Source organism: Micrococcus sp. SL257, assembly GCF_026625585.1.
In the GTDB taxonomy this organism is placed as follows: domain Bacteria; phylum Actinomycetota; class Actinomycetes; order Actinomycetales; family Micrococcaceae; genus Micrococcus; species Micrococcus luteus.
Genome location: NZ_CP113053.1, coordinates 2,015,909 through 2,038,075, shown reverse-complemented (window position 1 = coordinate 2,038,075; position 22,167 = coordinate 2,015,909). Strand labels below are relative to the sequence as shown.

The following is a 22,167-nucleotide window of genomic DNA, read 5'->3' as shown; positions in this document are numbered from 1 at the left end:
GTGCCTTGACCCCTCCCGTAGGATTCGACGGTGGACTTCGGAGCGTACGGACGGCTGTTGCAGGACCCTCGGATCCGCCATCTGCTGGCGGTGGGGTTCATCGCCCGCTTCCCGCACACCGCGGCCGGGGTGATCCTCACCCTGCACGTGGCGCTCACGCTGGGCCTGGGCTACGGCCAGGCCGGCCTGGCTGGGGCGGCGATGACGCTGGGCATCGCGGTGGGCTCGCCGTGGCGGGGCCGCGTGGTGGACGCGAAGGGGCTGCGCCGTGCACTGCTGCCCTCCGTGATCGCGGAGGCCGTGATCTGGCCGATCGTCCCGTGGCTGCCGTTCTGGCCGATGCTCCTGGCCGTGTTCCTGGGCGGCGTGTTCTCACTGCCGATCTTCTCCGTCGTCCGGCAGGGACTCGGCGTGCTCACCCACGGCAAGGACCGGCAGACGGCGTTTGCCCTGGACTCCATCGTCACGGAGACGATCTTCATGATGGGCCCGGCGCTGGGCGCCGTCGTCGCGGCCACGTGGTCGAGTGCCCTCGGCCTGACCATCGTCGGCCTCTCCAGCGCGCTGGGCGGCATCCTGCTGATGTGGTTCAACCCGCCGACACGGTCGAGTCAGCTGGCCGTCGTCGGACCGGCGACCGAGGATCCCTACACCGAGGAGCAGGACCGTCAGGAGGCGATCGCCCAGGCGGTGACCGCCGCGCCCATGCACGTGGAGATGGCCGCCCCCAGCCTGGCGACCGGTGCGCTGCCGGCCATCACGGAGGCCATCCCCCTGGTCACCGGGTCGCTGCCCGTCATCGCCGCGGACGGCTCCGGGCCGACGACGGCGCCGCGCCGGGCCCGGGCCGAGCGGCTGCGGCAGTGGCGGCGGACCCACTTCTCCTGGGTCGGGCCGGAGGTGCTCGGTGTGCTCGTGGTGTCGATGGCGGCCGGGATCGTCATGGTCGGCACCGAGGTCTCGATGGTGGCCGAGCTGGAGTCGCAGGGCGCCGCGGCGTCGGTGGGTCTGGTGTACGCGTTCTGGTGCGGCGCCTCCGCCGTGGGCGGGCTCTTCTATGGGGCCTGGGGCCGCCAGGTGCACCCGTACCTGCTGATGGCGCTGTTCGCCGTGGCGACGGTGCCGCTCGCGCTCGTGGACGGGGTGTGGGCGCTCGCGCTGGCCTCGATCCCCTCGGGTCTGCTGACGGCGCCGACCCTGGCCTCGGCCTCGTCCCGGCTCTCGCACCTCGTGGTGGAGGAGCGGCGCGGCGAGGCGATGGGCTTCTACGGCTCGGCCATGACCGCCGGCGCCGCCATGGGCGCCCCGCTGGCCGGCGTGTTCATCGACGGCGTCGCCCCGTCCGCGGGCTACGTGTTCGCGGCGGCCGCGGGCTTCGTGCTCGTGCTGCTGGCCGCCCTGGCGACGGTGATGCGCGGGCGGCGTCCCGCCTGAGCTGGGCCTGCTCCGCGCGTCAGGCCAGGAGCTCGTGGATGCGGCGGACCAGCACGGCGGTGAGGTCCGCGTCGAAGTCCGCGGTGGAGGAGTCCATGAACAGGTGCCGGTCCGTGTCGTACTCGAAGAGGTCGGCGGGGCGGTCCGGGTGCTCGGCGGTGGCCGCGTAGGAGCGGGCGGTCTCGAGGTCGCCCTCGAGGGCCCAGGGGTCGCGGGTGCCGAGGTGGATCTGCAGGGCGGTGTGGGGCTGCCAGAGCGGGGCGTAGGCGTCGAGGGCCAGGACGCCGGCCATGGCGATGCACGCGCGGAAGCCGGGGACCACCTGGGCGGCACGCCAGGCGGGCATCACGCCCATGCTGATGCCCGCGACGACGGAGGCCTCCTGGTGCTCGGCACACGCCCGCATGCCGCGTCGGCCGATCTCCTCGAAGCCGAGGTGCTGGGCGTGGGCGACACCCTCGTCCACGGTGGCGAACGTGCGGCCGTCGTAGAGGTCAGGGGTGTGGACGGTGTGACCGCCGCTGGCGATCTGTTCGGCGAGCGCGCGCACGCCGTCTGTGAGACCGAGGGCGTGGTGGAAGAGGACGATCTGCGCCATGGGTCAGAGCGTAGACCGCGGTGAGCGGCTGCCCCAGAGTGCGGGTGGGTGATCGGGGCGAAGAAGTGAGGTGGCTCGCGTCTGTCGCCACGGGTGAGTTGCCGCTCATTGCGTGGAGGGCAAGCGCAGTGTTTCTCCGACCGGTGCCCTGGGTTCTCGTTGCAGCGCTCCTCCCCGGGCGTGCTCTGCTGGGTGGGGGCGAGACTCGGGGACGCATGCTGTCGGTGCGGATGCGGAAAGGAGGCTCCTGCCCACCGGAGACTGCGCGAGCGAGCGGCGAGGAATCTTCTGCATGAGTGCCGAGGCACTCGTGCGAACGGTCACGGGGCTACTCGAGGCAGGACCGGACAGCAGCCTCCTCGCTTCATCCGTCTTGCGACCTTCGGGACGTCTTCGCCGGACGATGCGGCGTCCCCTTTGGACGGACGGCGACGAAGGGGCGCCCTGTCCGACTGCTCCTGGCGACCTCGACCACGGCATCCACGTTCGACGGAGGACGGGAGAACGTCTCGCCGGGTGGACGTCGGAGCTGAGTCCACCGTTCCGCTGCGGTCACACGGGAATCGCCGTCAGTGCGGTCACGCCGGGGCGGGAGACGCGAGCTGGCAGGGCATGCCGGGTTCGGGGACGGCGGGACTGATGTGCACGGCCCGCCCCGGCAGGGGCTCGACCTCGGTCAGCCGTGGCCAGATGAGCCGGTGCTCGGCGTTCGTCCCGGCCGGCACGAAGAAGCGGTGGGGCAGGTGCAGCAGCAGCCGGCCCGTCGCCAGCTCTCGGCCGCCGAACACCGCCAACCGCAGGCCGGCGGCGGTCGGACGGCCGAGCCAGTCGTGCACGTCCTCCTCGACCGTGCGGTAGGTGTCCCCGACGCGCAGGCCGGACCACGCGTTCCAGCCCGTGATCACCGCCGTGCCGCCGGCGGCCGCGAGCTCGCGCAGGCGGGCCAGGGCGGCCTCCCCGGCCCCCTCGACGTCCGGGGTCAGCACCGGCGTCCCGGACCGCGCGGCCGCCGCGGCCTCCCCGGTGCCGTCCAGCACGGCCACCGGCCGGCCGCTGCGCAGCGCCACTTCGACGACGGCGGCCAGCGTCTCCGCGCGACCGCCCGCGGCCTCGACGATCCATGCGGTGCGTCCCTCCGCGCCGGTCGGCCACCGCCAGGGACGGTGCCGGCCGTGGGCCGCGTCGTCGAGCAGGGCCAGGGCCGTGGCCTCCGCCCGGCGAGCGCGGTCCGGCACCCAGCGCTCCGGCAGGGCGGGGGTGACCACGGGCGGGGGTGTCGGCCAGTCACCCGCCGCGTACTTCTCCACCAGGACCGAGACGACGGCCTCCCAGGGGGCGACGGCCGGGGCGGCCGCGGCCTCGCCCAGCCGTCGCCACACGGGCGTGCCGCCGTCGACCGTCCACTGGGACGCGCGGAACGGGACCGTCGGGCGCCCCGCCGTCGAGAGGATCGCGGAGCCGGGGCGACGCGGGTCGAGCCGGGCCGCGGCGGCCGTGCCCACGAGATCCCACGACTCCTGCTCCGTCGCGGTGCGCAGGGCGATCGTGCTGCCCAGGTTCGAGCGCAGGTCCGAGCCCACCGCACCCGTGGCCCGCTGCGTGGCCAGGATGAGGTGGAAGCCCAGGGAACGGCCCGTGGCGGCCAGACGCTGCAGGACGGCGGCCGCGTCCGGGTGGTCGTCCACGAGCACGCGCAGTTCGTCGATCGCCACGACGAGCCGAGGCAGCGCCGCGTCCGGATGGCGGCGACGGAAACCGGGATAGTCGCTGACCCCGGCCTCTGCGAAGAGGGCCTCGCGGCGATGCAGCTCCGCCCGGATGGCGCTCAGCGCCCGCAACGAGGCCGTTCCCACGTGGTTGGTCTCCAGGCTCATCGTGTGGGGGAGCGCGCCCAGCGGACCGAACGACGCGCCGCCCTTGAAGTCCAGCAGCAGGAACGCGACCTCGGCCGGCGGGTGGTGCGCCGCAGCCCCCAGCAGGAGGGACAGCAGGAGATCCGACTTCCCGGATCCCGTGGTGCCCGCGATGAGCAGGTGCGGCCCGTCGGCGGCCAGGTCCATCTCGACGACGCCCGTCTCGTCGCCGCTACGGACGAGGGTCACGGTGAGCCCGTCGACGGCATCGCGGGCGCCCACCTGCCCCGGTGGTGTGAGCGTGCCGTCGCCGTCGTCGGTGGGCAGCAGGCCGAGGTCCACGACGTCGTCGGCCAGCTCGGTCAGCCAGGCGACCAGGGTGCCGTCGGCGAGGCCGTCGGCGGTCACGTCCTCGAAGCGCTGTTGTTCGGCCGGGACCACGACGGTGCGCCCGCGCAGGTCGACGACGGCGTCCCCCGGCGCAGGCGACGGCCCGGTGAAGTCGTACCGCGTCCAGGGCAGATCCGCCCGGGCCGTGGGCGTCGTCCCCGCGTCGCCGCCGATGGCGGCCCGCCACGCTCGCCACGCCGGATCCAGTGCCGCGTCCTCAGGAGCCGACACCAGCAGCCGCGGGCCGGAACCGCCCGACCACCAGGTGCGGCGGACTCCACCGGCCTCCACCACGAACGCGCCGTCGGCGGCCACCGCGTGCCGCAGGAGCTGGAACACCGCCCACCGGCAGGCCCCGGCCACATCGCGCGGCGGCCCGAGCACGACGACGCGCGACTCCGGCGGTGACGTCGTCATCACGGTGCGCCGCGACGTGACGGCCTCCACCCATGCCTCGTCCGGGTCGTCCCGCGACAGGGACAGCGCCCCGACGCCGGAACCCCACGAGACCGCCACGGCCTCGTCGGCCCCCGCCGTCAGTCCGAAGCGGTCCGTCGCGCCGGAGCGGACGGCGCGGGTCACCCCACCGGGGCTCAGTGCCGCCCGAGCCCGCCGGCGGACGACCGCGTCCGCGCGGGCGGCGAGCAGCCGCGCATGCCGCAGCCGGGTACGGCGCTGCATCGCCAGCATGACCAGCGCCACCGTCACGGACAGCACACCGAACAGCAGGAACATCGGGTTGCCCATCATCAGGACCAGGGCGACCCCGAGCACCAGCGGGCCCAGGGCCGCCACCAGCGGGATCACGACGGACTGCCGGGCCGGTGGGGATCCGAGGTTGACGGCGGGCGGCTCCGGCGTGATCGGCCGCGGCAGGGCGGACCCGGGCCCGCGGACCAGGCCCAGGGCGGTCCGGCCCACAGGGAGCGGGCTGCGGCCGTCCCACAGGCGTCCGGTGTCCCGAGGACCGTCGTGGACGTGCAGCCCGGTGGGCGCGAGCCGCAGACGCATCGGCCGCGACGGGGCAGAGGGGTCGTCCAGCAACAGCCGCGCCCCGCCGCGTCCCACGCTCAACCCGCCCTCCCCCAGAGGGACGAGGCGGCCGGCGTCGGGTCCGTGCTCGGTGACCACCGCGAGCTCCGGCCCCCGGGCCGGTGCACTCCCGACCCGTTCCGCGTACGTCACGCTGCGCGGCCCGGCAGCGCACCGGTGCAGCGACCGGGCGGGAAAACGTTCCCGCACCGCCCGGTCCTGCTCGTCCGCGTCGGCGGGGAAGTGCTCCACCCGCCATGTCTCGGGAGCGGCCCCGCCCAGGATCCGCACGCTCCAGGCCATCCCCGCCCCTCCCTCCTGAGACCGGCGACCGGCCCGTCCGGCCGCCTGGGGACGACCCTGCCACGGCCTGATGGCGGCTCGGGCGGCCTGTGGACAACTCCCCGTCGAACGGGACCGCCGCCACGTTGTCCACAGTCATGGTGTCCTGGACCACACGCATCGACGGAACGGGGTATCTTCCTGATCGAGACATGTGCGGCGCTGGGGATGGCGCCGAATCGGGCACAGGAGGGACACATGGATGCGGTGCGCATTCTCGAGGACGAGATCCGGGAGATCGTCCGGCGGCAGGGCATCGATCCGCAGCGTGAGCACGCCCGGGTCCTGACGCTCATCCAGGACGCGGCGGCGGACTACGAGTCCCGCGCGATGGTCAGCTCGTTGCCGGACCTGGAGGATCCCGTGGCGGCGCGGCAGGACCTGTTCGACCGCATCGCGGGCCTCGGGCCGCTCCAGCGGCTCATGGACGATCCCTCCGTGGAGGAGATCTGGCTGAACGCGCCGGACGCCGTCTACTGCGCGCGGTCGGGCCGCTCCGAGCTGACGGGCATCGTCCTGACCGAGGAGGAGGTGCAGGACCTCGTCGAAGTCATGTTGAAGTCCTCGGGCCGGCGGCTGGACCTGTCGATGCCGTTCGTCGACGCGGCCCTGCCAGACGGTTCGCGCCTGCACGTGGCCATCCCCGACATCACGCGGCGGCACTGGGCCGTGAACATCCGGAAGTTCATCGCCCGGGCGCGCCGGCTGGACGACCTCGTCCGGGGCGGTTCCCTCACTCCGACGGCGGCCCGCTTCCTGGACGCGGCCGTGGACGTGGGCATGAACATCCTCGTCAGCGGGGCCACCCAGGCGGGCAAGACCACCCTGCTCAACTGCCTGGCTTCGGCCATCGGCCCGCGGGAGCGGGTGATCACCGTGGAGGAGATCTTCGAGCTGCAGATCCCGGTGCGCGACGTCGTCGGGCTGCAGTGCCGCCAGCCGAACCTGGAGGGCCACGGCGAGATCCCGCTGCGCCGCCTCGTCAAGGAGGCGCTGCGGATGCGCCCGGACCGCCTGATCGTCGGCGAGGTGCGCGAGGCCGAGGCACTGGACATGCTCGTCGCGCTGAACTCCGGCCTGGCCGGCATGTGCACGATCCACGCGAACTCGGCCGCGGACGCGCTCACGAAGCTCTGCACGCTGCCGCTGCTGGCCGGGGAGAACATCTCCCGGGACTTCGTCGTTCCGACGGTCGCCACGTGCATCGACGTCGTCGTGCACTGCGAGCGCGACCGTCAGGGCCGCCGGCGGGTGCGGGAGATCCTCACCGTCGGCTCACGGGTGGAGGGCGGGGTCATCGAGACGTCGGCGCTCTTCCAGCGTGACGCCGAGGGCGACCTGCGCCTCAACGAGGGTGCGAACCTGGAGTTCGAGGCGCTCGCCCGTCGCGGCGTAGACGTCCACGAGCTGGTGGGGCTGCGCTGATGGCCGCGCTGCTGGGGCTCGCGCTCGGCTGCGGCCTGTTCCTGCTGTGGTGGTCCCTCTGGTCCCCTCCCACGGAGAAACCCGGGGCCGCCCGCACCGACTCCCGCCTGCGTGTGCTGATCGCCCAGTCCGGCATCCAGCGTCTCAGCCCGGCCGGCGTCGTGTCCGCCATGGCCGTCGGCGGTCTCGTGGTCGGGCTGCTCGTCCTGTCGCTGACCAGTACGTGGACCATCGCCGCGTGCTTCGCCGTCTTCGGCGCGGCCGTGCCCTGGCTGCTGTTGTCCTGGCAGGCCCGCCGGCGGTCCACGGCACTGCGCGAGCTGTGGCCGGACGCGATCGACCACGCCCGGTCGGCCATCCGCGCGGGCCTGACTCTCCCGGAGGCGCTCATCCAGCTCGGGGAGACCGGGCCGGAGGGGCTGCGCGAGCCGTTCCAGCAGTTCGCCCGGGACTACCGGGCCGGAGCCCGCTTCGTGGACGCACTGGACCGGCTCAAGGCCCGGATGGCCGACCCCGTCGCGGACCGCCTGGTGGTCTCGCTGCGCTTGACCCGCGAGGTCGGCGGCGCCGACATCGGCCGTCTGCTGCAGACCCTCTCCGAGTTCCTCCGGCAGGACGCCCGCATCCGCGCCGAGCTCGAGGCCCGGCAGTCGTGGACCGTGAACGCGGCCCGGTTGGCGGTGTGCGCCCCGTGGCTCGTGCTCCTGCTGCTGGGGACCCAGCCCGCCGCGGTCGCGGCCTACCGGTCCGCCGCCGGCGGGGCCGTGCTCCTCGCCGGCATGGTCGCCTCCGTCGTCTGCTACCGCGTCATGCTCCGCATCGGCGCGCTGCCCCGGGAGAAGCGGGTGTTCGCATGACGTCCGCGCTGATCTGGGCCGCGCTCCTGGGCCTCACCCTCGGGGCGGGACTGCTCCTCATCCTGGTCACCCAGCCGGTGGGCTGGCGCCCCAGCCTCGAGCAACGGGTCGAACCGCAGCTGCGCCACCACATCCCGGCCTCCCGCCTCCTCGAGGAGGAACGTGCGGGCGCCTCGCCCTGGGGAGCGTGGGGACGCATCCTCGATCCCGTGGTGCAGGCCGGAGTCGGCTGGGTCCAGCGCATCTCCCCGGGCGGGGCGGCGCTCGACCGCAAACTGGCCGCCGCGGGGCTGGCGGTCACGTCGACGGACTTCCGTGCCCAGCAGGTCCTGAGCGCGGCCGCGGGGGCCGCCGTGGCGGCCGTCCTCGCGCTCAGCCTCACCGTCACGGGCCGCGTGCCGGTGATCACGGGGGTCGCCCTCGTGATCGCCGGCGGCATGGCCGGGTTCCTGCTCCGGGAGCAGCTGCTCTCCCTGCGGGTGCGACGGCGGCGCGAGGCCATCCTCTCCGAGTTCCCGTCCGTGGCCGAGCTGTTCGCGCTCTCGGTGGGCGCGGGGGAGAGCGCCGCCGGAGCGCTCGAACGCATCGCGGGGACGGCGCGCGGGGAGCTGGCCGGCGAGTTCCGCACCACGCTCGCCGACATGCGTGCCGGGGCGTCGCTGTCCGCGGCGCTCAAGGCCATGGGACGGCGCGTGCAGCTGGCCCCCGTCGAACGGTTCATCGGGGGCGTGCTCATCGCGCTCGACCGCGGCACGCCCCTCGCCGACGTCCTGCGCGCGCAGGCCCAGGACGTGCGTGAGATGGGTCGCCGCGAGCTCATGGAGGCCGCCGGCCGGAAGGAGATCCAGATGATGGTCCCCCTGGTGTTCGGCATCCTCCCGCTCACGGTGATCTTCGCCGTCTTCCCCGGCATCTCCCTGATGCGCCTGGGGTTCTGAAGACCCACAACTGAATAGTCCATCCATCCACCCACGATCACCATCCACTCCGGCCGCACGGGCGGCCGGCCACCCGAGGAGGGGACCATGCTCCACCACCACGCCATCACCGTCCTGGCCGCCCTGCGCGCCCTCATCCACGACGACGTCCGCGACGAGCGCGGCGACGTCCCCGGCTGGGTGATGATCACCCTCATGTCCGCCGTGCTCGTGGCCGGCCTGCTGGCCCTCGCCCTGCCGGCGCTCCAGGGACTGTTCAACCAGGCCATCTCCCAGGTGTCCCAGGGCGGCTGAGCATGCCCCGGGGTGCTGCCCACGGCGCGCAGGCGCCCCGTGGCGGCCACACGGGTGTCCGCTGGCGGGACGACCGGGGCGCCGCGGTGGCCGAGTCCACCATGGTGATGACCCTGGTCGTCCTGCTCTTCGCGGCGCTGCTCCAGGCCGGCGTCGTGATCCACACGCGCAACGTGATGATCGACGCCGCCTCCGCCGGCGCCCGGTACGGGGCGCTCGCGGACCGGAGCCCCGAGGACGGCGTCCAGCGGGCTCGGGAGCTGCTCTCGGCCGGCGTGCCCGGCCAGTCCGGGGCCGACGTCGCCGCGGAGCTCACCAGCCAGGACGGGGTCCCGGTCCTGCGCGTCACGGTCTCGAGCTCGCTGCCCGGCCTGGGGTTCCTGCCGGGCCCGATCCCCGTGGAGGTGAGCGGTCATGCGTTCCGTCAATGACGTCCGCGACGAGCGGGGAGCGGCCACGGTCGAATTCCTGGGCCTCACCCTCGTCCTGTTGATCCCCGTGGTGTACCTGATGATCTACGTCTCCCAGGTCCAGGCCGCGGCGTTCGCCTCGGTCGCCGCCGCTGACCAGGCCGTCAAGGCCGTGGTCGCCGAGGCTGATCACCCCAGCGCAGGCGCCGCCCACGCCACCGTCGAGCTCACGCTGGCCGACTACGGCGTGGGCGCCGGCCAGTACGACCTGACCGTCGGCTGCGATCAGGGCGGCTGTGGCACGCTCGAACCGGGCGAGGTCGTCGCCGTGCGGGTGGACGTGGGGGTGCCCGTCCCTCTCACGCCGGCAGCGTGGTCGCTGACCCCCGTGACGGTGGGTTCCGACGCCCGGCAGACTGTGCCGAGGTTCTGATGCGCCGCCGCCTCACCGCTCGCCTGGGTCACGACGACGGGCAGACCACCGTCCTCACCGTCGGCCTGTGCGCCGTGCTCGTGGCCCTCATGCTGGTCATGCTCGCGGTCACCACCGTGCAGTTGCAGCACCGCCGCCTGCAGTCGCTCGCGGACTCGGCCGCCATCGCCGGGGCAGAGGAGCTCGGCTTCCGGCTGGGGGAGGACCCGGGCGTCGTGCTCTCCGACGACGACGTCGCCGCCTCCGCCAGCGCACACCTCGCGGCCGTCGGTGCCCAGGAGGCCGTGCCCGGGCTCGGCGGGATGAACGCCCGCGTGGCCGACGACGGCACCACCGTCGTCGTCACCCTCGACGCCCGGGCCGATCTGTTCGCCATGACCGGCCCGTTCGCGGGGACACTGCCCCTGTCGGTCCCCCTCGAGGCGACGGGCAGCAGTCGCACTAGCCTGGCCCGGTGATCCGCTTCCTCCACGGCATCGGTGGCCGGCCCGCCCACTTCGAGCCCCTTACTGACGCCCTCGGCGCCGTGGCCGACCTCGCCGCCTCGCCCGCCCTGCCCGGCCACCCGGGCACGGACGCCGGCGGTCAGGGCCGCCCCCGGGCCGCACGGCCGGCGATCGAGGCGGACCCCGTCCTCGACGCCGCCCGCACCTGGGCGGCGCAGGCCGGCCCCGTGCCGGGGCTGCTGATCGGCCACAGCACGGGCGGGGTCATCGCGCTGCGCGCCGTCGCCGACGGGCTGGTGCGGCCCCGCGCCCTCGTGGTCATCGACTCGAACGTCCCGGTGACGGACACCGCCCTGGCCGCCCGGGCGGCCAAGGCCCGCCTCGCCGCCCGCCCGGACTGGCGGAGCGTGCTCCGCGCCTCGCTCGCGCGGGACCTCCTCGTCCCGGAGCCGTGGCGCGAGCGGATCCTGACCGACCTGGACGCCACGCCGGACCATCCGATGCGCGAGCTCTGGGCCGCCGTCCTCGCCGCGGACACCCGTGCCCTCTGGGCCGGCATCACCGTCCCGACGCTATACGTGCGCAGCACCCGGGACGTCCACCAACGGGACCTGGACGCGGTCACGCAGCACGCCACCGTCGTCGATGTCAGCACGGGCCACTGGCCGCACGTCACGGAGCCCGAGGCCGTCGCGGCGGCGATCCGCCGCTGGCACACGACCGGCGTCCACCCCACGCGGTAGGCTGGCCGAATCATGGCTGACACTGACTTCTCCGCGGAGATCGACTCCCTGCGCCACACCCTGGCCTCCATCGAGCAGGTCTCGGACCTCGACCGCATCAAGGCGGACATCGCCGAACTGGAGCAGCAGGCCTCCGCACCGGACCTCTGGGACGACCCGGAGGAGGCCCAGAAGGTCACCTCCAAGCTCTCCCACCGTCAGACGGACCTCAAGCGCATCACCTCCCTGGAGAGCCGCATCGAGGACCTGGAGACCATGGTCGAGCTCGCCGCGGAGGAGGACGAGCCCTCCCTCCTCGACGACGCGAACCAGGAGCTGACCTCCATCCGCAAGGCCCTGGAGGAACTCGAGGTCGTCACGCTGCTCAGCGGCGAGTACGACCAGCGCGACGCCGTCGTGACCATCCGCGCGGGCGCCGGCGGCGTGGACGCGGCCGACTTCGCCGAGACCCTCATGCGCATGTACCTGCGCTGGGCCGAGCAGCGCGGCTGGTCCACCAAGGTCATGGACACCTCCTACGCGGAGGAGGCCGGCCTGAAGTCCGTCACCTTCGAGGTCAACGCGCCCTACGCGTTCGGCACCCTCTCCGTGGAGGCCGGCACGCACCGCCTCGTGCGCATCAGCCCCTTCGACAACCAGGGCCGCCGCCAGACGTCCTTCGCGGCGGTCGAGGTGGTGCCGCTGATCGAGTCGGACGACTCCATCGAGATCCCCGAGTCCGAGATCAAGGTGGACGTGTTCCGCTCCTCGGGCCCCGGCGGCCAGTCCGTGAACACCACGGACTCCGCCGTCCGCATGACGCACCTGCCCACCGGCATCGTCGTGTCCATGCAGAACGAGAAGTCGCAGATCCAGAACCGTGCCGCCGCCCTGCGCGTGCTCCAGTCCCGTCTGCTGCTGCTGCGCAAGGCCGAGGAGGACGCGAAGAAGAAGGAGATGGCCGGCGACGTCAAGGCGTCCTGGGGCGACCAGATGCGCTCCTACGTGCTGAACCCGTACCAGATGGTCAAGGACCTGCGCACGGGCCACGAGGAGGGCAACCCCTCCTCCGTGTTCGACGGCCACATCGACGATTTCGTGGACGCCGGGATCCGCTGGCGCGCCGAGCAGGTCAAGGCCGCCCAGGAGGACTGAGCCCCACGGCGCGGCCCCGCCGCCCAGGCCACCACGACGCCGGCCCGCACCTCCGCAGTGAGGCGCCGGCCGGCGTCGCCGTTCAAGCCCCCGCAGGGGCCTCGGGCCTGGCCCGGGAGACCGGCCCGGTGGGATGCTCGAAGCACCGGGCAGGCGCCCCCGCGCGCCGGTCCGGCACCAGACTCCATTCCCACCCAGGAGGTCGACCAGCATGACCATGCGCGCCGCCCGTTGGCACGGCAAGAAGGACATCCGCATCGAGGAGATCGACTCGCCCACGGCCGGCCCGGGGCAGGTCCTCGTGGACGTCGCGTGGTGCGGCATCTGCGGCACGGACCTGCACGAGTACCTCGAGGGCCCGATCTTCATCCCGCCGGCCGGGCACCCGCACCCGATCTCCGGCGACGCCGCCCCCGTCACGCTCGGCCACGAGATGTCCGGCACCGTCGCCGCCCTGGGCGAGGGCGTCACGGACCTCGAGGTCGGCCAGAAGGTCGTCGTGGAGCCGTACATCGTGCGCGAGGAGGACCGGGACCGACCGGACTACAACCTCGCGCCGGACATGAACTTCATCGGCCTGGGCGGCGACGGCGGCGGACTGGCCGAGCAGATCGCGGTGCAGCGCCGCTGGGTCCACCCGGTGGCCGACTCCGTGCCTCTCGACCAGGCCGCGCTCATCGAGCCGCTCTCCGTGGCCCACCACGCGTGGGTGCGGGCCGGCTCTCCGACGTCGGGCGTGGCAGTGATCGGTGGCGCCGGCCCCATCGGCGCGCTCACGGCGGCCGTGCTCAAGGGCAAGGGCCTGACGGTGTACGTCTCCGAGCTCTCGGAGCTGCGCCGCCAGAAGGTGCTCGAGGCCGGCGTGGTAGACGAGGCATTCGACCCCCGCGAGGTGGACGTGCCCGCGAAGATCCGCGAGCTGCACGACGGCCAGGGCGCGGACGTGGGCTTCGAGTGCACCTCGGTGGACGTGGTGCTGGACATGCTGCTGGACGCGGTGCGTCCCGGCGGGGTGATCGTCAACGAGTCCATCTGGGGCCACGAGCCCGCCGTGGCCCTGCACAAGCTGGTGATGAAGGAGATCGACCTGCGCGGCACCATCGCGTACGCGAACGACCACGCGGACACCATCCGCATGGTCGAGGACGGCGCCGTGGACCTCGCGCCGTTCATCACCGGCAAGATCGGCCTCGACGACCTGGTCGACCAGGGCTTCGAGACCCTCATCCACCACAACGAGACGGCCGTGAAGATCCTCGTCTCGCCCACCGGCCAGGGCCTCTGAGGCTCCGGCCCGATCCCCGGACGTCCCGACGACGGCCCGCACCCGCGCGCTGCGGGTGCGGGCCGTCGTGGTCCCTGTGCCGCGGCGCGCCGTCACAGACGCGTCGCTCCCTGGCGCGCCTGTGACCGGGGTCATAGACTGCATTTGAGTGAATCGTGATGAACCGAGTTGAACGTCCCAGGAGGACCGCATGACCGCCGAGCTGCCCCAGCCTCAGCCCACCGATGCCGTGATCGTGGGCGGTGCCCGCACGCCCTTCACCCGGCTGCTCTCGCAGCAGGCCGACCTGCGCGCCGTGGACCTGGGCGCCCACGCGATCACGCACGCGCTCGAGCGCGCCGGCGTGGCCCCCGAGGACGTGGACATGGTCTACATGGGCCAGGTCGTGCAGGCCGGCGCGGGCCAGAACCCGGCCCGCCAGTCCGCGCTCGCCGCGGGCATCCCGTTGAACGTCCCGGCCATGACGATCAACAAGGTGTGCCTGTCCGGCCTCACCGCCGTGATCGACGCCGCCCGTCTCATCCGCCTCGGCGAGGCGGACGTGGTGGTGGCCGGCGGTCAGGAGTCCATGACCAACGCCCCGCACCTGCTGCCCGGCGCGCGCAAGGGCTTCAAGTACGGACCGGCCACCATGCTCGACGCCGTCGCGTGGGACGGCCTCACCGACTCCCTGAGCCACGAGGCCATGGGCGAGCTGACCGAGTCCGGCAACGGCGAGCGGAACATCGCCCGCGCCGAGCAGGACGAGGTCGCCGCGGCCTCGCACCAGCGGGCCGCCCGGGCCCAGTCCGAGGGCGTCTTCGAGGGCGAGATCGCCCCGGTGGAGATCCCGCAGCGCAAGGGCGACCCGCTGGTCGTCTCCCAGGACGAAGGGGTCCGCCCGGACACGACCGCCGAGTCGCTGGGCGCCCTGCGCCCGGCGTTCGCGAAGGACGGCACCATCACGGCCGGCAACTCCTCGCCCCTGTCCGACGGCGCCGCCGCCCTCGTGGTGACCTCGCGGGCCTTCGCCGAGGAGAAGGGCCTGACGATCCTCGCCACGGTGGGCGCACCCGGCCAGACCGCCGGCCCGGACAGCTCGCAGCTGCACTCGCAGCCTTCGGACGCGATCGCCGCGGCGGTGCGGAAGCAGGGCTGGGACGTGGCCGACCTTGACTTCATCGAGATCAACGAGGCGTTCGGCGCGGTGGCCGTGCAGTCCCTGCGCGACCTCGGCTACCCGCACGAGAAGACCAACATCCACGGCGGCGCCATCGCCCTGGGCCACCCGATCGGCGCCTCCGGCGCCCGGCTGGCCCTGCACGCCGCCCTCGAGCTCGACCGGCGCGACGGCGGCCGCGCGGCCGTCTCGCTCTGCGGCGGCGGCGGCCAGGGCGAGGCCCTGATCCTCTTCCGCTGACAGACCGCCCCTGACAGAAAGGACCCCGGACATGGCTCTCGACAAGACCGTGGCCACGCCCGCCGAGGCGGTGGCGGACGTGCCGGACGGCGCGTCCCTGGCCGTCGGCGGCTTCGGGCTCTCCGGCAACCCCGTGCAGCTCATCGAGGCCCTGCTCGAGCAGGGCGCCACGGACCTGTCCGTCGTCTCCAACAACTGCGGCGTGGACGGCTGGGGCCTGGGCATCCTGCTCGGCGCGCGCCGGCTGCGGAAGATGACCTCCTCCTATGTGGGGGAGAACAAGGAGTTCGCCCGCCAGTACCTCAAGGGCGAGCTCGAGGTGGAGCTCGTCCCGCAGGGCACCCTCGCGGAGAAGCTCCGCGCCGGCGGCGCCGGCATCCCGGCGTTCTACACCCGCTCCGGCGTCGGCACCCAGGTGGCCGAAGGCGGCCTGCCCATGCGCTACGACGCGGACGGCACCGTGGTGAAGTCCTCGCAGGCCAAGCCCACGGACACGTTCGTGCTCGGCGAGGGCTACCTCAGCCAGACCCCGGACGAGCCCGAGACCTATGTGCTCGAACGCTCCATCGTCACCGACTTCTCCCTCGTGCACGCGTGGAAGGGCGACCGCCACGGCAACCTCGTGTTCCGCAAGGCCACCCGCCAGTTCGGCCCGCCCGCGGCCATGGCCGGCCGCGTGTGCATCGCGCAGGTGGAGGAGCTCGTCGAGCCCGGCGAGATCGACCCGGATGACGTGCACCTGCCCGGTGTCTTCGTGCACCGGATCGTGGAGGTCGGCACGGACATCGAGAAGCGGATCGAGAAGCGCACCGTGCGCGCGTCGGGGGAGGGGCGGGCATGAGCGAGCAGACCACCGGGCGTCCCCAGGGCCTGAGCCGCGACCAGATGGCGGCCCGCGCCGCGCAGGAGCTGCCGGACGGCGCCTACGTCAACCTCGGCATCGGCATGCCCACGCTGATCCCCAACCACATCCCCGCCGGGCGGTCCGTGGTGCTGCAGTCCGAGAACGGCATCCTCGGCACGGGCCCGTACCCCACGGAGGACGCCGTGGACCCGGACCTGATCAACGCGGGCAAGGAGACCGTCACCGTGAACCCGGGGGCGTCCTTCTTCGACTCCGCGCTGAGCTTCGGCATGATCCGCGGCGGCAAGATCGACGTCGCCGTCCTGGGCGGCATGGAGGTCTCCGCCGCGGGCGACCTGGCCAACTGGATGGTGCCCGGCAAGATGGTCAAGGGCATGGGCGGTGCGATGGACCTCGTCCACGGCGCCGGCCGCGTGATCGTCATGATGGACCACGTGTCCAAGGACGGCACCCCCAAGATCGTCGACCAGTGCACCCTGCCGCTGACCGGCCGCGCCGTCGTCGACCGCATCATCACGGACCTGGCCGTGATCGACGTCGTCGGCACCCCGGAACAGCCCCGCCTGGCGCTCGTGGAGACCGCGCCCGGCATCACCGAGGAGCAGGTCCGCGCGCTCACCGGCGCGCCGCTGGACTGAGCCGACGACGCCGCCCCGCGGCCCCGGCGCACCGCCTCGGCGGGCATCGGGCCGGCACGGGATAGACTGGACGGCCGCGCCCTGATCGGGGCGCGGCCGTCGCCGTGGACGCTGGAAGGACGTGAGGCCATGGGCAAGAACAGCAAGGGCAAGGCCGCCAAGCAGCCGGCCCCCGGCGAGCGCCAGGTGATCGCCAACAACAAGAAGGCGCGCCACGACTACACCATCCTCGACACGTACGAGGCCGGCATGGTGCTCACCGGCACCGAGGTGAAGTCGCTGCGCGAGGGCAAGGCCTCGCTCGTGGACGGCTTCGCGGTCTTCTACCGGGACGAGCTGTGGCTCGAGCAGGTCTACATCCCGGAGTACCTCAACGGCTCGTGGACCAACCACGCCGCCCGCCGCCGCCGCAAGCTGCTGCTGCACCGCGCCGAGCTGACGAAGATCTCCCGCCAGATCCAGGATCCGGGCCTGACCATCGTGCCGCTGTCCCTGTACTTCCTGAACGGGCGCGTGAAGGTGGAGATCGGCGTCGCGCGCGGCAACCGCGAATACGACAAGCGGCACAAGCTGCGCGAGCAGCAGGACAACCGCGAGGCCCAGCGGGCCATGCGGATGCGCAACCGGCGCGCCGGCGTGGCCTGAGCGCGGTGGACCCCTTGGGAATGCCTCGGGGGCGTGCTACGTTGTATCTCTCGCAGGGCCGGTTTCAGGACCGGCGGGCCTCGCGCCCTCCGCCTGCAGTGGTGATTGACAACCTCATAGAGGAGTCGCCCCCATGGGGCCGATCGGTTTCGACGGTGTGTGTCGCGTCGGGAGAAGCGGGCCGAGGATGCAGAGTCATCTCGTCAAACGCTCTCTGCAAACCAATAAGTGCCGAATCCAAGCGCACTGACTTCGCTCTCGCTGCCTGATCAGTGATCGAGTCCGTCACCCCGAGGTCGCTGTCGCCTCGGATCGTGGCGTCAGCTAGATAGCCACTGGGCGTCACCCTCGCCGGGGGTCGTGACGCCGACATCAATCCGGCTGGGTCCGGGTTGGCCGCCCGTCTGCGGGACGGCCAGGACCGAGCAACACCCACAGCAGACTGCGCCCGGAGAAGACCTGGCAACACCTCATCGGACGCGGGTTCAATTCCCGCCGGCTCCACTCACCACCACGGGAAGGCCCCGGAATCACCCCGATTCCGGGGCCTTCGTCGTGTCCATGCCGGTGTGCGGCGGCCCGCCCCTCAGCCGGCCAGGACGGCGTGCAGGCCCAGGCCGGCGCCCCAGCCGACGACGACGGCCACCAGCCCCAGCCCCAGATGCGCGGTCCACAGGCGGGCGGCTGTGCCCCATCGACGGGCGAGCGCGGCGTCAGCCGCCTCAGCGGCCACGGTGGACCACGTCCCCAGGGCGAGGCAGAACCCGGACACCACGGCGGACACCGCCGCGACGAGCACGAGCCCCTGCCCGTCGCCCCAGCTCTCGGAGGCGTACACCAGCTCCGGCACGGCCAGGCCGACGGTGACGCCGAGGAGCAGGGCCGCCGTCGTGTTGGCGGTGAGCAGACCCCGGGGGCCGAGCCGGTCGGTCAGGCGCCGGCGCACCAGGGCGCCGAGCGCCCCGCCCGCCGCGAGGCAGGCCAGGAGGGCCACCTGGAGGAGAGCGAAGACCTCGTATCCCGCGCCGCTCATGCGTCCTCCGCCGAACGATCCGTCCCGACCGCGCGCGACCCCGGGGCGCCACCGGCGCGCAGGCCGAGCACGGCCGCCGCCGTCGAGAGTGCAGCCATCAGCGCGAGCACCAGCAGCACCGCTACCGCCGCGGCGAGGACGCCACCCGCCCCGGACGCCGCGGCGCCCAGCCGCACCGGCCACAGCACCAGGGCGACGGCGCTGGAGATGGTGGTGAACGCACCGAGGAAGCCGGTTCCCAGCCCCGCCACCAGGCGTGGACGCCAGTCCGGCCCGCGGCGTCGCGAGGCCGCCCACAGCAGGCCGAGCAGGAACGAGCCGAGCACGTTCACCACGAACAGCGGCAGGGCCTGGACCAGCACGTCGACCGCCCCGAACGCGGCGCCGAACGTGCCGCGGAAGTTGGGCGCCCCGGCCAGCGCGGTCACCGCGTTCATCACCCCCGCACCGCACAGCACGCCCGCGGCACCGCCGAGGGCCACCGCACCCGCAGTGCCGGGCCGGCGATCTGTCCCGCGCCCGCCCCTCCGGTCGGCCGTCGTCTCCCCCCGCACTGCTATCAGGCGCCGCCCTCGGTCTCGTCACCCGCGCGGAGGCGGGCGAGGACGTCGTCGTGGAGCAGGCCGTTCGTGGCCAGCGCGTGCCCGCCGAACGGGCCGTCCTCGCCGTCCAGCGAGGTGAAGCGGCCGCCGGCCTCGCGCACGATCGGCACCAGAGCGGCCATGTCATGCAGCTCGAGCTCGGGCTCGGCCGCGATGTCCACGGCGCCCTCGGCGACGAGCATGTAGGACCAGAAGTCGCCGAAGCCGCGCACGCGCCACACGTCCGAGGTGAGCTGCAGGAACGCGCGGATCGAGCCGCGTTCGCGCCAGCCCTCGATCGAGGAGAAGGACAGCGACGCGTCCTCGACCCGGTCCACGCCGGACACGGTGATCCGCTGAGCACGCGTGAGCGAGGTGCCCGCGAAGGCGCCCTGGCCGGCCGCGGCCCACCAGCGACGGTGCAGGGCGGGGGCGGAGACGACGCCGACGACGGGCTCGCCGTCGATCAGCAGCGCGATGAGGGTGGCCCACACGGGCACGCCGCGCACGAAGTTCTTGGTGCCGTCGATGGGGTCGACCACCCACTGCCGGCCGGAGCGGCTCAGAGATCCGCCGAACTCCTCACCCACGATGCCGTCGCGCGCCCGGGCACGGGACAGGGTCGAGCGGATGGACTCCTCGGCGACGCGGTCCGCATCCGTGACAGGGGTGAGATCCGGCTTGGTGCTGACCTCGAGGTCCTGGGCCTTGAACCGGGACATCGTGATCGAGTCCACGTTGTCCGCCAACATGTGGGCCAGCCGCAGGTCCTCCGTGAGGTCGCGGCCGCGGGTCGCAGGGTTCTCAGGTCGCTCCATGCCGCCCACGCTATACCGCGCGGGCCGCCTCAGTCCTCGGACGACGCCGCGTCCTCCGCCCCCGAGGGGGCCAGCCGGTTGCCGAGCAGACGCCGCAGCGAGGCCAGGCGTGCCGCTCCCGAGGGGCCGGCGTGGCCCGCGGCCACCCATGCGTCCAGGCCGCAGCCGGGGGAGTCGGCGGTGTGGGTGCAGCCGCGCGGGCAGTCCGCCAGCCCGCCGGCGAGGTCGTCGAACGCCTCCACCACGCGGTCCGGCTCGACCCAGCCCAGCCCGAAGGACCGGATGCCGGGGGTGTCCACCACCCAGGTGTCCGGCAGGGGGGCGCCGTCGTCGCCCGTCAGCGGCAGTGCGAGCGCGGACGAGGAGGTGTGCCGGCCCCGGCCGGTGACGGCGTTGACGTGGCCGGTGGCCCGTTCCGCGCCGGTGAGCGCGTTCAGCAGCGTGGACTTGCCGACGCCGGAGGGCCCCACGAACGCGCTCGTGTGCCCGATCAGCCGCTCGGCCACCCGGGCCACGAGCGAGGCGTCCAGGGCGGTGTCCCCGGTCTCGGCCTCGAAGGTCGCCGCACCGGAGGTCATCACCTCCAGGTCCAGGGCCTCGTAGTGCGCCACCAGCGCGGCCGGATCACGCAGGTCGGTCTTCGTGATGAGCAGCACCGGGTGGATGCCGGCGTCGTAGCAGGCGACCAGGGCGCGGTCGATGAAGCCGGTCCGGGGCTCCGGATTGGCCGCGGCCACCATGATCACCAGCAGGTCGGCGTTGGCCACCACCACCCGCTCGACCTCGTCCGAGTCGTCCGCCGACCGGCGCAGGACCGTGCTGCGCTCCTCGACACGGACGATGCGTGCGAGCGTGCCCTCGTCCCCGGAGAGGTCCCCGACGACGGCCACCCGGTCGCCCGTGGCGATCGGCGTGCGGCGCAGCTCGCGGGCGCGCATCGCCGTGATCCGCTCGTCCAGGCGATCCGGCAGCACCACGGCGTACCGGCCGCGGTCCACCGTGGTGACCATGCCGACCTGCGCATCCTCGTGCTTGGGCCGCTCCTTGGTGCGCGGGCGGGTGCCGCGTTTGGACGGGCGCACCCGGACATCGGACTCGTCCCACGCGGAGGGATCGAGGCGCCGGGCCATCAGCGGGCCTCCTCGGCCGCATCGCCGGGTGCCACGAGCGCGGTCCACAGTGCGGGGAAGTCCGGCATCGTCTTCGCGGTGGTCGCCACGTCCACGATGCCGGTCCCCGGCACGCGCAGGCCGACGACGGCGGCGAAGGTCGCCATCCGGTGGTCGTGGTAGGTCTCGAGGGCGGCGGGCGACAGCGGCCCCGACGCGTCCGTCCCCGGGAAGCCGAGCGACGTCTCGTCCTCGTCCACGGTGATCCCCAGGCGGGCGGCCTCGGCGGTGAGCGCGGCGAGCCGGTCCGTCTCATGGCCCCGCAGATGGCCGATCCCCGTCAGGCGGGTGGGCCCGGAGGCCAGCAGGGCGAGCGCGGCCGCGGTGGGGGCGAGCTCGGCCGTGTCCGCGATCTCACCGGCGCCGGTGATGCGGGGCGCGCCGTCGTCGTGGACCGCCCCCGTCACCGTGAGCCGGCCGCGGGAGCGGTCCGTGCGGTCGACCGTGAGGGCCACGCTCGCCCCGAACTGCGGCAGGATCCGCCGCCAGCGGTCGCCGATCTGCGTCGTGCGGGTGGGCCAGTCCGGCACCGTCACGGAGCCGCCCGTGGCCACGGCGGCGGCCAGGAAGGGGCCTGCGTTGGACAGGTCCGGCTCGACGGTCGCCTCGTGTACCGGGATGCGCCCCGGGGCCACGGTCCACGCCCCGGGACCCGTCTCGGCGACGTCCACCTCGAGCGCGCGCAGCACCCCGACGGTCATCGCGACGTGCTCCGGACTCGGCACGGTCTGCCCGGTGTGCCGCAGCCGGAGGCCGCGCGGCATCCCCGCGGCCGCCAGCAGCGCGGCGGACAGGAACTGGGAGGAGCCGGAGGCGTCGACCGCGACCTCCGGCACGTCGCCGTCGGGGGCCACCGTGGCCGCGTCCGCGCGGGTCGTCATCGTGAAGGGCAGGCGACCGGGCTCGCCCTCCTCGTTGACGGCCACCCCGAGCTGGCGCAGCGCGTCCAGGACCGGGGCCATCGGGCGCAGGCGCGCGCCGGCGTCGCCGTCGAAGCGGACCCGGCCGGGCCGCAGCGCGGCGACGAACGGGACGAAGCGCATGACCGTCCCCGCCAGTCCGCAGTCCACGGCGACATCCCCGGCCAGCGGCTCGCCGACCGGCATCGGATGCACCCGCAGTCCGCCGTCGGACAGGGGCTCGAACCGGGCCCCGAGCGCTGTGAGCGCCGTGCGCATCAATGCCGTGTCCCGCGACTCGAGGACGCCGTGCAGGACGCACGGACCGTCGGCGAGCGCGGCGAGCACGAGATGCCGGTTCGTCAGCGACTTCGATCCCGGCAGCCGCACCTCTCCGCGCACCGGGCCGCGCGCCACGGGCGCGGGCCAGGTCTCGGCGGCGTCGGGACGGGGGGCGGGGGAGTGCGCGGCGGCACGCGTGGGGCGGGTCACCGGACCAGCCTATC

The 22,167-nt window shown here is 73.6% G+C and carries 22 protein-coding genes and 1 other RNA gene; 16 read left to right on the top strand and 7 right to left on the bottom strand.

From position 1 onward, the window contains the following. Positions 1 to 30 precede the first annotated feature (30 nt). Positions 31 to 1,434 carry an MFS transporter gene (locus OVA32_RS09425; protein ID WP_036339096.1) on the top strand — a complete coding sequence of 468 codons (1,404 nt, stop codon included), beginning with the start codon at positions 31 to 33 and terminating at the stop codon, positions 1,432 to 1,434. A 19-nt stretch (positions 1,435 to 1,453) separates the two neighbouring features. Here OVA32_RS09425 and OVA32_RS09420 read toward each other — a convergent pair whose 3' ends face one another. Together OVA32_RS09420 and OVA32_RS09415 are read right to left on the bottom strand one after the other, a co-directional pair. Further along, positions 1,454 to 2,032: a dienelactone hydrolase family protein gene (locus OVA32_RS09420; RefSeq protein WP_036339098.1), complete on the bottom strand. Its 579-nt coding sequence runs from the start codon at positions 2,030 to 2,032 to the stop codon at positions 1,454 to 1,456. A 578-nt stretch (positions 2,033 to 2,610) separates the two neighbouring features. After that, positions 2,611 to 5,559 (bottom strand): FtsK/SpoIIIE domain-containing protein, encoded by a 2,949-nt coding sequence (locus tag OVA32_RS09415; protein WP_267714183.1) that lies wholly within the window; start codon positions 5,557 to 5,559, stop codon positions 2,611 to 2,613. A 288-nt stretch (positions 5,560 to 5,847) separates the two neighbouring features. Here OVA32_RS09415 and OVA32_RS09410 point away from each other — a divergent pair, with 288 nt between their 5' ends. The 15 genes from OVA32_RS09410 (at position 5,848) to ssrA (ending at position 17,668) form a co-directional block, all read left to right on the top strand. Beyond that, the gene (locus OVA32_RS09410) at positions 5,848 to 7,074 is read left to right on the top strand and encodes a CpaF family protein (protein WP_041104284.1); all 1,227 of its coding nucleotides are present in this window, start codon (positions 5,848 to 5,850) and stop codon (positions 7,072 to 7,074) included. After that, positions 7,074 to 7,931: a type II secretion system F family protein gene (locus OVA32_RS09405; protein ID WP_060974324.1), complete on the top strand. Its 858-nt coding sequence runs from the start codon at positions 7,074 to 7,076 to the stop codon at positions 7,929 to 7,931. Before OVA32_RS09410 ends, OVA32_RS09405 begins: the two co-directional genes overlap by 1 nt. Next, entirely contained in the window at positions 7,928 to 8,869 is a 942-nt protein-coding gene (locus OVA32_RS09400; protein ID WP_060974325.1) for a type II secretion system F family protein, read from the top strand. Before OVA32_RS09405 ends, OVA32_RS09400 begins: the two co-directional genes overlap by 4 nt. A gap of 87 nt (positions 8,870 to 8,956) precedes the next feature. Continuing rightward, positions 8,957 to 9,163, top strand: coding sequence for a hypothetical protein (locus OVA32_RS09395; protein WP_010079078.1), 207 nt, complete (start codon positions 8,957 to 8,959; stop codon positions 9,161 to 9,163). 2 nt (positions 9,164 to 9,165) lie between these two features. After that, positions 9,166 to 9,594 (top strand): TadE/TadG family type IV pilus assembly protein, encoded by a 429-nt coding sequence (locus OVA32_RS09390; protein ID WP_036381779.1) that lies wholly within the window; start codon positions 9,166 to 9,168, stop codon positions 9,592 to 9,594. Continuing rightward, positions 9,578 to 10,006, top strand: coding sequence for a hypothetical protein (locus tag OVA32_RS09385; protein WP_036313982.1), 429 nt, complete (start codon positions 9,578 to 9,580; stop codon positions 10,004 to 10,006). Before OVA32_RS09390 ends, OVA32_RS09385 begins: the two co-directional genes overlap by 17 nt. After that, positions 10,006 to 10,464 carry a Tad domain-containing protein gene (locus tag OVA32_RS09380; RefSeq protein ID WP_036381775.1) on the top strand — a complete coding sequence of 153 codons (459 nt, stop codon included), beginning with the start codon at positions 10,006 to 10,008 and terminating at the stop codon, positions 10,462 to 10,464. The genes OVA32_RS09385 and OVA32_RS09380 overlap by 1 nt, the downstream gene beginning before the upstream one ends. Next, positions 10,461 to 11,195 (top strand): alpha/beta fold hydrolase, encoded by a 735-nt coding sequence (locus tag OVA32_RS09375; protein ID WP_095353822.1) that lies wholly within the window; start codon positions 10,461 to 10,463, stop codon positions 11,193 to 11,195. The genes OVA32_RS09380 and OVA32_RS09375 overlap by 4 nt, the downstream gene beginning before the upstream one ends. A 12-nt stretch (positions 11,196 to 11,207) precedes the next feature. Continuing rightward, a complete protein-coding gene (gene prfB / locus OVA32_RS09370; RefSeq protein WP_049147200.1) occupies positions 11,208 to 12,329 on the top strand; it encodes a peptide chain release factor 2 in 1,122 nt (373 codons plus the stop codon). A gap of 217 nt (positions 12,330 to 12,546) precedes the next feature. Then, a complete protein-coding gene (locus OVA32_RS09365; RefSeq protein WP_041104337.1) occupies positions 12,547 to 13,614 on the top strand; it encodes a 2,3-butanediol dehydrogenase in 1,068 nt (355 codons plus the stop codon). A gap of 190 nt (positions 13,615 to 13,804) precedes the next feature. Beyond that, positions 13,805 to 15,013, top strand: coding sequence for an acetyl-CoA C-acetyltransferase (locus OVA32_RS09360; protein WP_041104293.1), 1,209 nt, complete (start codon positions 13,805 to 13,807; stop codon positions 15,011 to 15,013). A 31-nt stretch (positions 15,014 to 15,044) separates the two neighbouring features. Then, positions 15,045 to 15,854: a CoA transferase subunit A gene (locus tag OVA32_RS09355; protein WP_041104295.1), complete on the top strand. Its 810-nt coding sequence runs from the start codon at positions 15,045 to 15,047 to the stop codon at positions 15,852 to 15,854. Then, positions 15,851 to 16,516, top strand: coding sequence for a CoA transferase subunit B (locus OVA32_RS09350; RefSeq protein ID WP_044659239.1), 666 nt, complete (start codon positions 15,851 to 15,853; stop codon positions 16,514 to 16,516). Before OVA32_RS09355 ends, OVA32_RS09350 begins: the two co-directional genes overlap by 4 nt. 129 nt (positions 16,517 to 16,645) lie before the next feature. Next, positions 16,646 to 17,161, top strand: coding sequence for an SsrA-binding protein SmpB (gene smpB, locus OVA32_RS09345; RefSeq protein WP_044659238.1), 516 nt, complete (start codon positions 16,646 to 16,648; stop codon positions 17,159 to 17,161). Positions 17,162 to 17,296: 135 nt separating this feature from the next. Then, positions 17,297 to 17,668, top strand: a transfer-messenger RNA (tmRNA) gene (ssrA, locus tag OVA32_RS09340). A 79-nt stretch (positions 17,669 to 17,747) separates the two neighbouring features. Here ssrA and OVA32_RS09335 read toward each other — a convergent pair. The 5 genes from OVA32_RS09335 to aroA all read right to left on the bottom strand — a co-directional run bounded on the left by OVA32_RS09335 (position 17,748) and on the right by aroA (position 22,153). Beyond that, entirely contained in the window at positions 17,748 to 18,194 is a 447-nt protein-coding gene (locus OVA32_RS09335) for a CrcB family protein (RefSeq protein ID WP_041104299.1), read from the bottom strand. After that, a complete protein-coding gene (locus tag OVA32_RS09330) occupies positions 18,191 to 18,676 on the bottom strand; it encodes a FluC/FEX family fluoride channel (RefSeq protein WP_041104301.1) in 486 nt (161 codons plus the stop codon). The genes OVA32_RS09335 and OVA32_RS09330 overlap by 4 nt, the downstream gene beginning before the upstream one ends. Before the next feature lie 77 nt (positions 18,677 to 18,753). After that, entirely contained in the window at positions 18,754 to 19,593 is an 840-nt protein-coding gene (gene hisN, locus OVA32_RS09325) for a histidinol-phosphatase (RefSeq protein ID WP_101967150.1), read from the bottom strand. A gap of 29 nt (positions 19,594 to 19,622) precedes the next feature. Beyond that, positions 19,623 to 20,723: a ribosome small subunit-dependent GTPase A gene (gene rsgA / locus OVA32_RS09320; protein WP_044659234.1), complete on the bottom strand. Its 1,101-nt coding sequence runs from the start codon at positions 20,721 to 20,723 to the stop codon at positions 19,623 to 19,625. Next, the gene (aroA, locus tag OVA32_RS09315; protein ID WP_095353824.1) at positions 20,723 to 22,153 is read right to left on the bottom strand and encodes a 3-phosphoshikimate 1-carboxyvinyltransferase; all 1,431 of its coding nucleotides are present in this window, start codon (positions 22,151 to 22,153) and stop codon (positions 20,723 to 20,725) included. Before aroA ends, rsgA begins: the two co-directional genes overlap by 1 nt. Positions 22,154 to 22,167: the final 14 nt, after the last annotated feature.

Bases quoted from the DNA above. Each gene is read 5' to 3' on its own strand.
- OVA32_RS09420 (WP_036339098.1), bottom strand. From the start codon at position 2,032: ATGGCGCAGATCGTCCTCTTCCACCACGCCCTCGGTCTCACAGACGGC.
- OVA32_RS09410 (WP_041104284.1), top strand. From the start codon at position 5,848: ATGGATGCGGTGCGCATTCTCGAGGACGAGATCCGGGAGATCGTCCGG.
- OVA32_RS09405 (WP_060974324.1), top strand. From the start codon at position 7,074: ATGGCCGCGCTGCTGGGGCTCGCGCTCGGCTGCGGCCTGTTCCTGCTG.
- OVA32_RS09400 (WP_060974325.1), top strand. From the start codon at position 7,928: ATGACGTCCGCGCTGATCTGGGCCGCGCTCCTGGGCCTCACCCTCGGG.
- OVA32_RS09395 (WP_010079078.1), top strand. From the start codon at position 8,957: ATGCTCCACCACCACGCCATCACCGTCCTGGCCGCCCTGCGCGCCCTC.
- OVA32_RS09390 (WP_036381779.1), top strand. From the start codon at position 9,166: ATGCCCCGGGGTGCTGCCCACGGCGCGCAGGCGCCCCGTGGCGGCCAC.
- OVA32_RS09385 (WP_036313982.1), top strand. From the start codon at position 9,578: ATGCGTTCCGTCAATGACGTCCGCGACGAGCGGGGAGCGGCCACGGTC.
- OVA32_RS09380 (WP_036381775.1), top strand. From the start codon at position 10,006: ATGCGCCGCCGCCTCACCGCTCGCCTGGGTCACGACGACGGGCAGACC.
- prfB (WP_049147200.1), top strand. From the start codon at position 11,208: ATGGCTGACACTGACTTCTCCGCGGAGATCGACTCCCTGCGCCACACC.
- OVA32_RS09365 (WP_041104337.1), top strand. From the start codon at position 12,547: ATGCGCGCCGCCCGTTGGCACGGCAAGAAGGACATCCGCATCGAGGAG.
- OVA32_RS09360 (WP_041104293.1), top strand. From the start codon at position 13,805: ATGACCGCCGAGCTGCCCCAGCCTCAGCCCACCGATGCCGTGATCGTG.
- OVA32_RS09355 (WP_041104295.1), top strand. From the start codon at position 15,045: ATGGCTCTCGACAAGACCGTGGCCACGCCCGCCGAGGCGGTGGCGGAC.
- OVA32_RS09350 (WP_044659239.1), top strand. From the start codon at position 15,851: ATGAGCGAGCAGACCACCGGGCGTCCCCAGGGCCTGAGCCGCGACCAG.
- smpB (WP_044659238.1), top strand. From the start codon at position 16,646: ATGGGCAAGAACAGCAAGGGCAAGGCCGCCAAGCAGCCGGCCCCCGGC.
- OVA32_RS09335 (WP_041104299.1), bottom strand. From the start codon at position 18,194: ATGAGCGGCGCGGGATACGAGGTCTTCGCTCTCCTCCAGGTGGCCCTC.
- hisN (WP_101967150.1), bottom strand. From the start codon at position 19,593: ATGGAGCGACCTGAGAACCCTGCGACCCGCGGCCGCGACCTCACGGAG.
- rsgA (WP_044659234.1), bottom strand. From the start codon at position 20,723: ATGGCCCGGCGCCTCGATCCCTCCGCGTGGGACGAGTCCGATGTCCGG.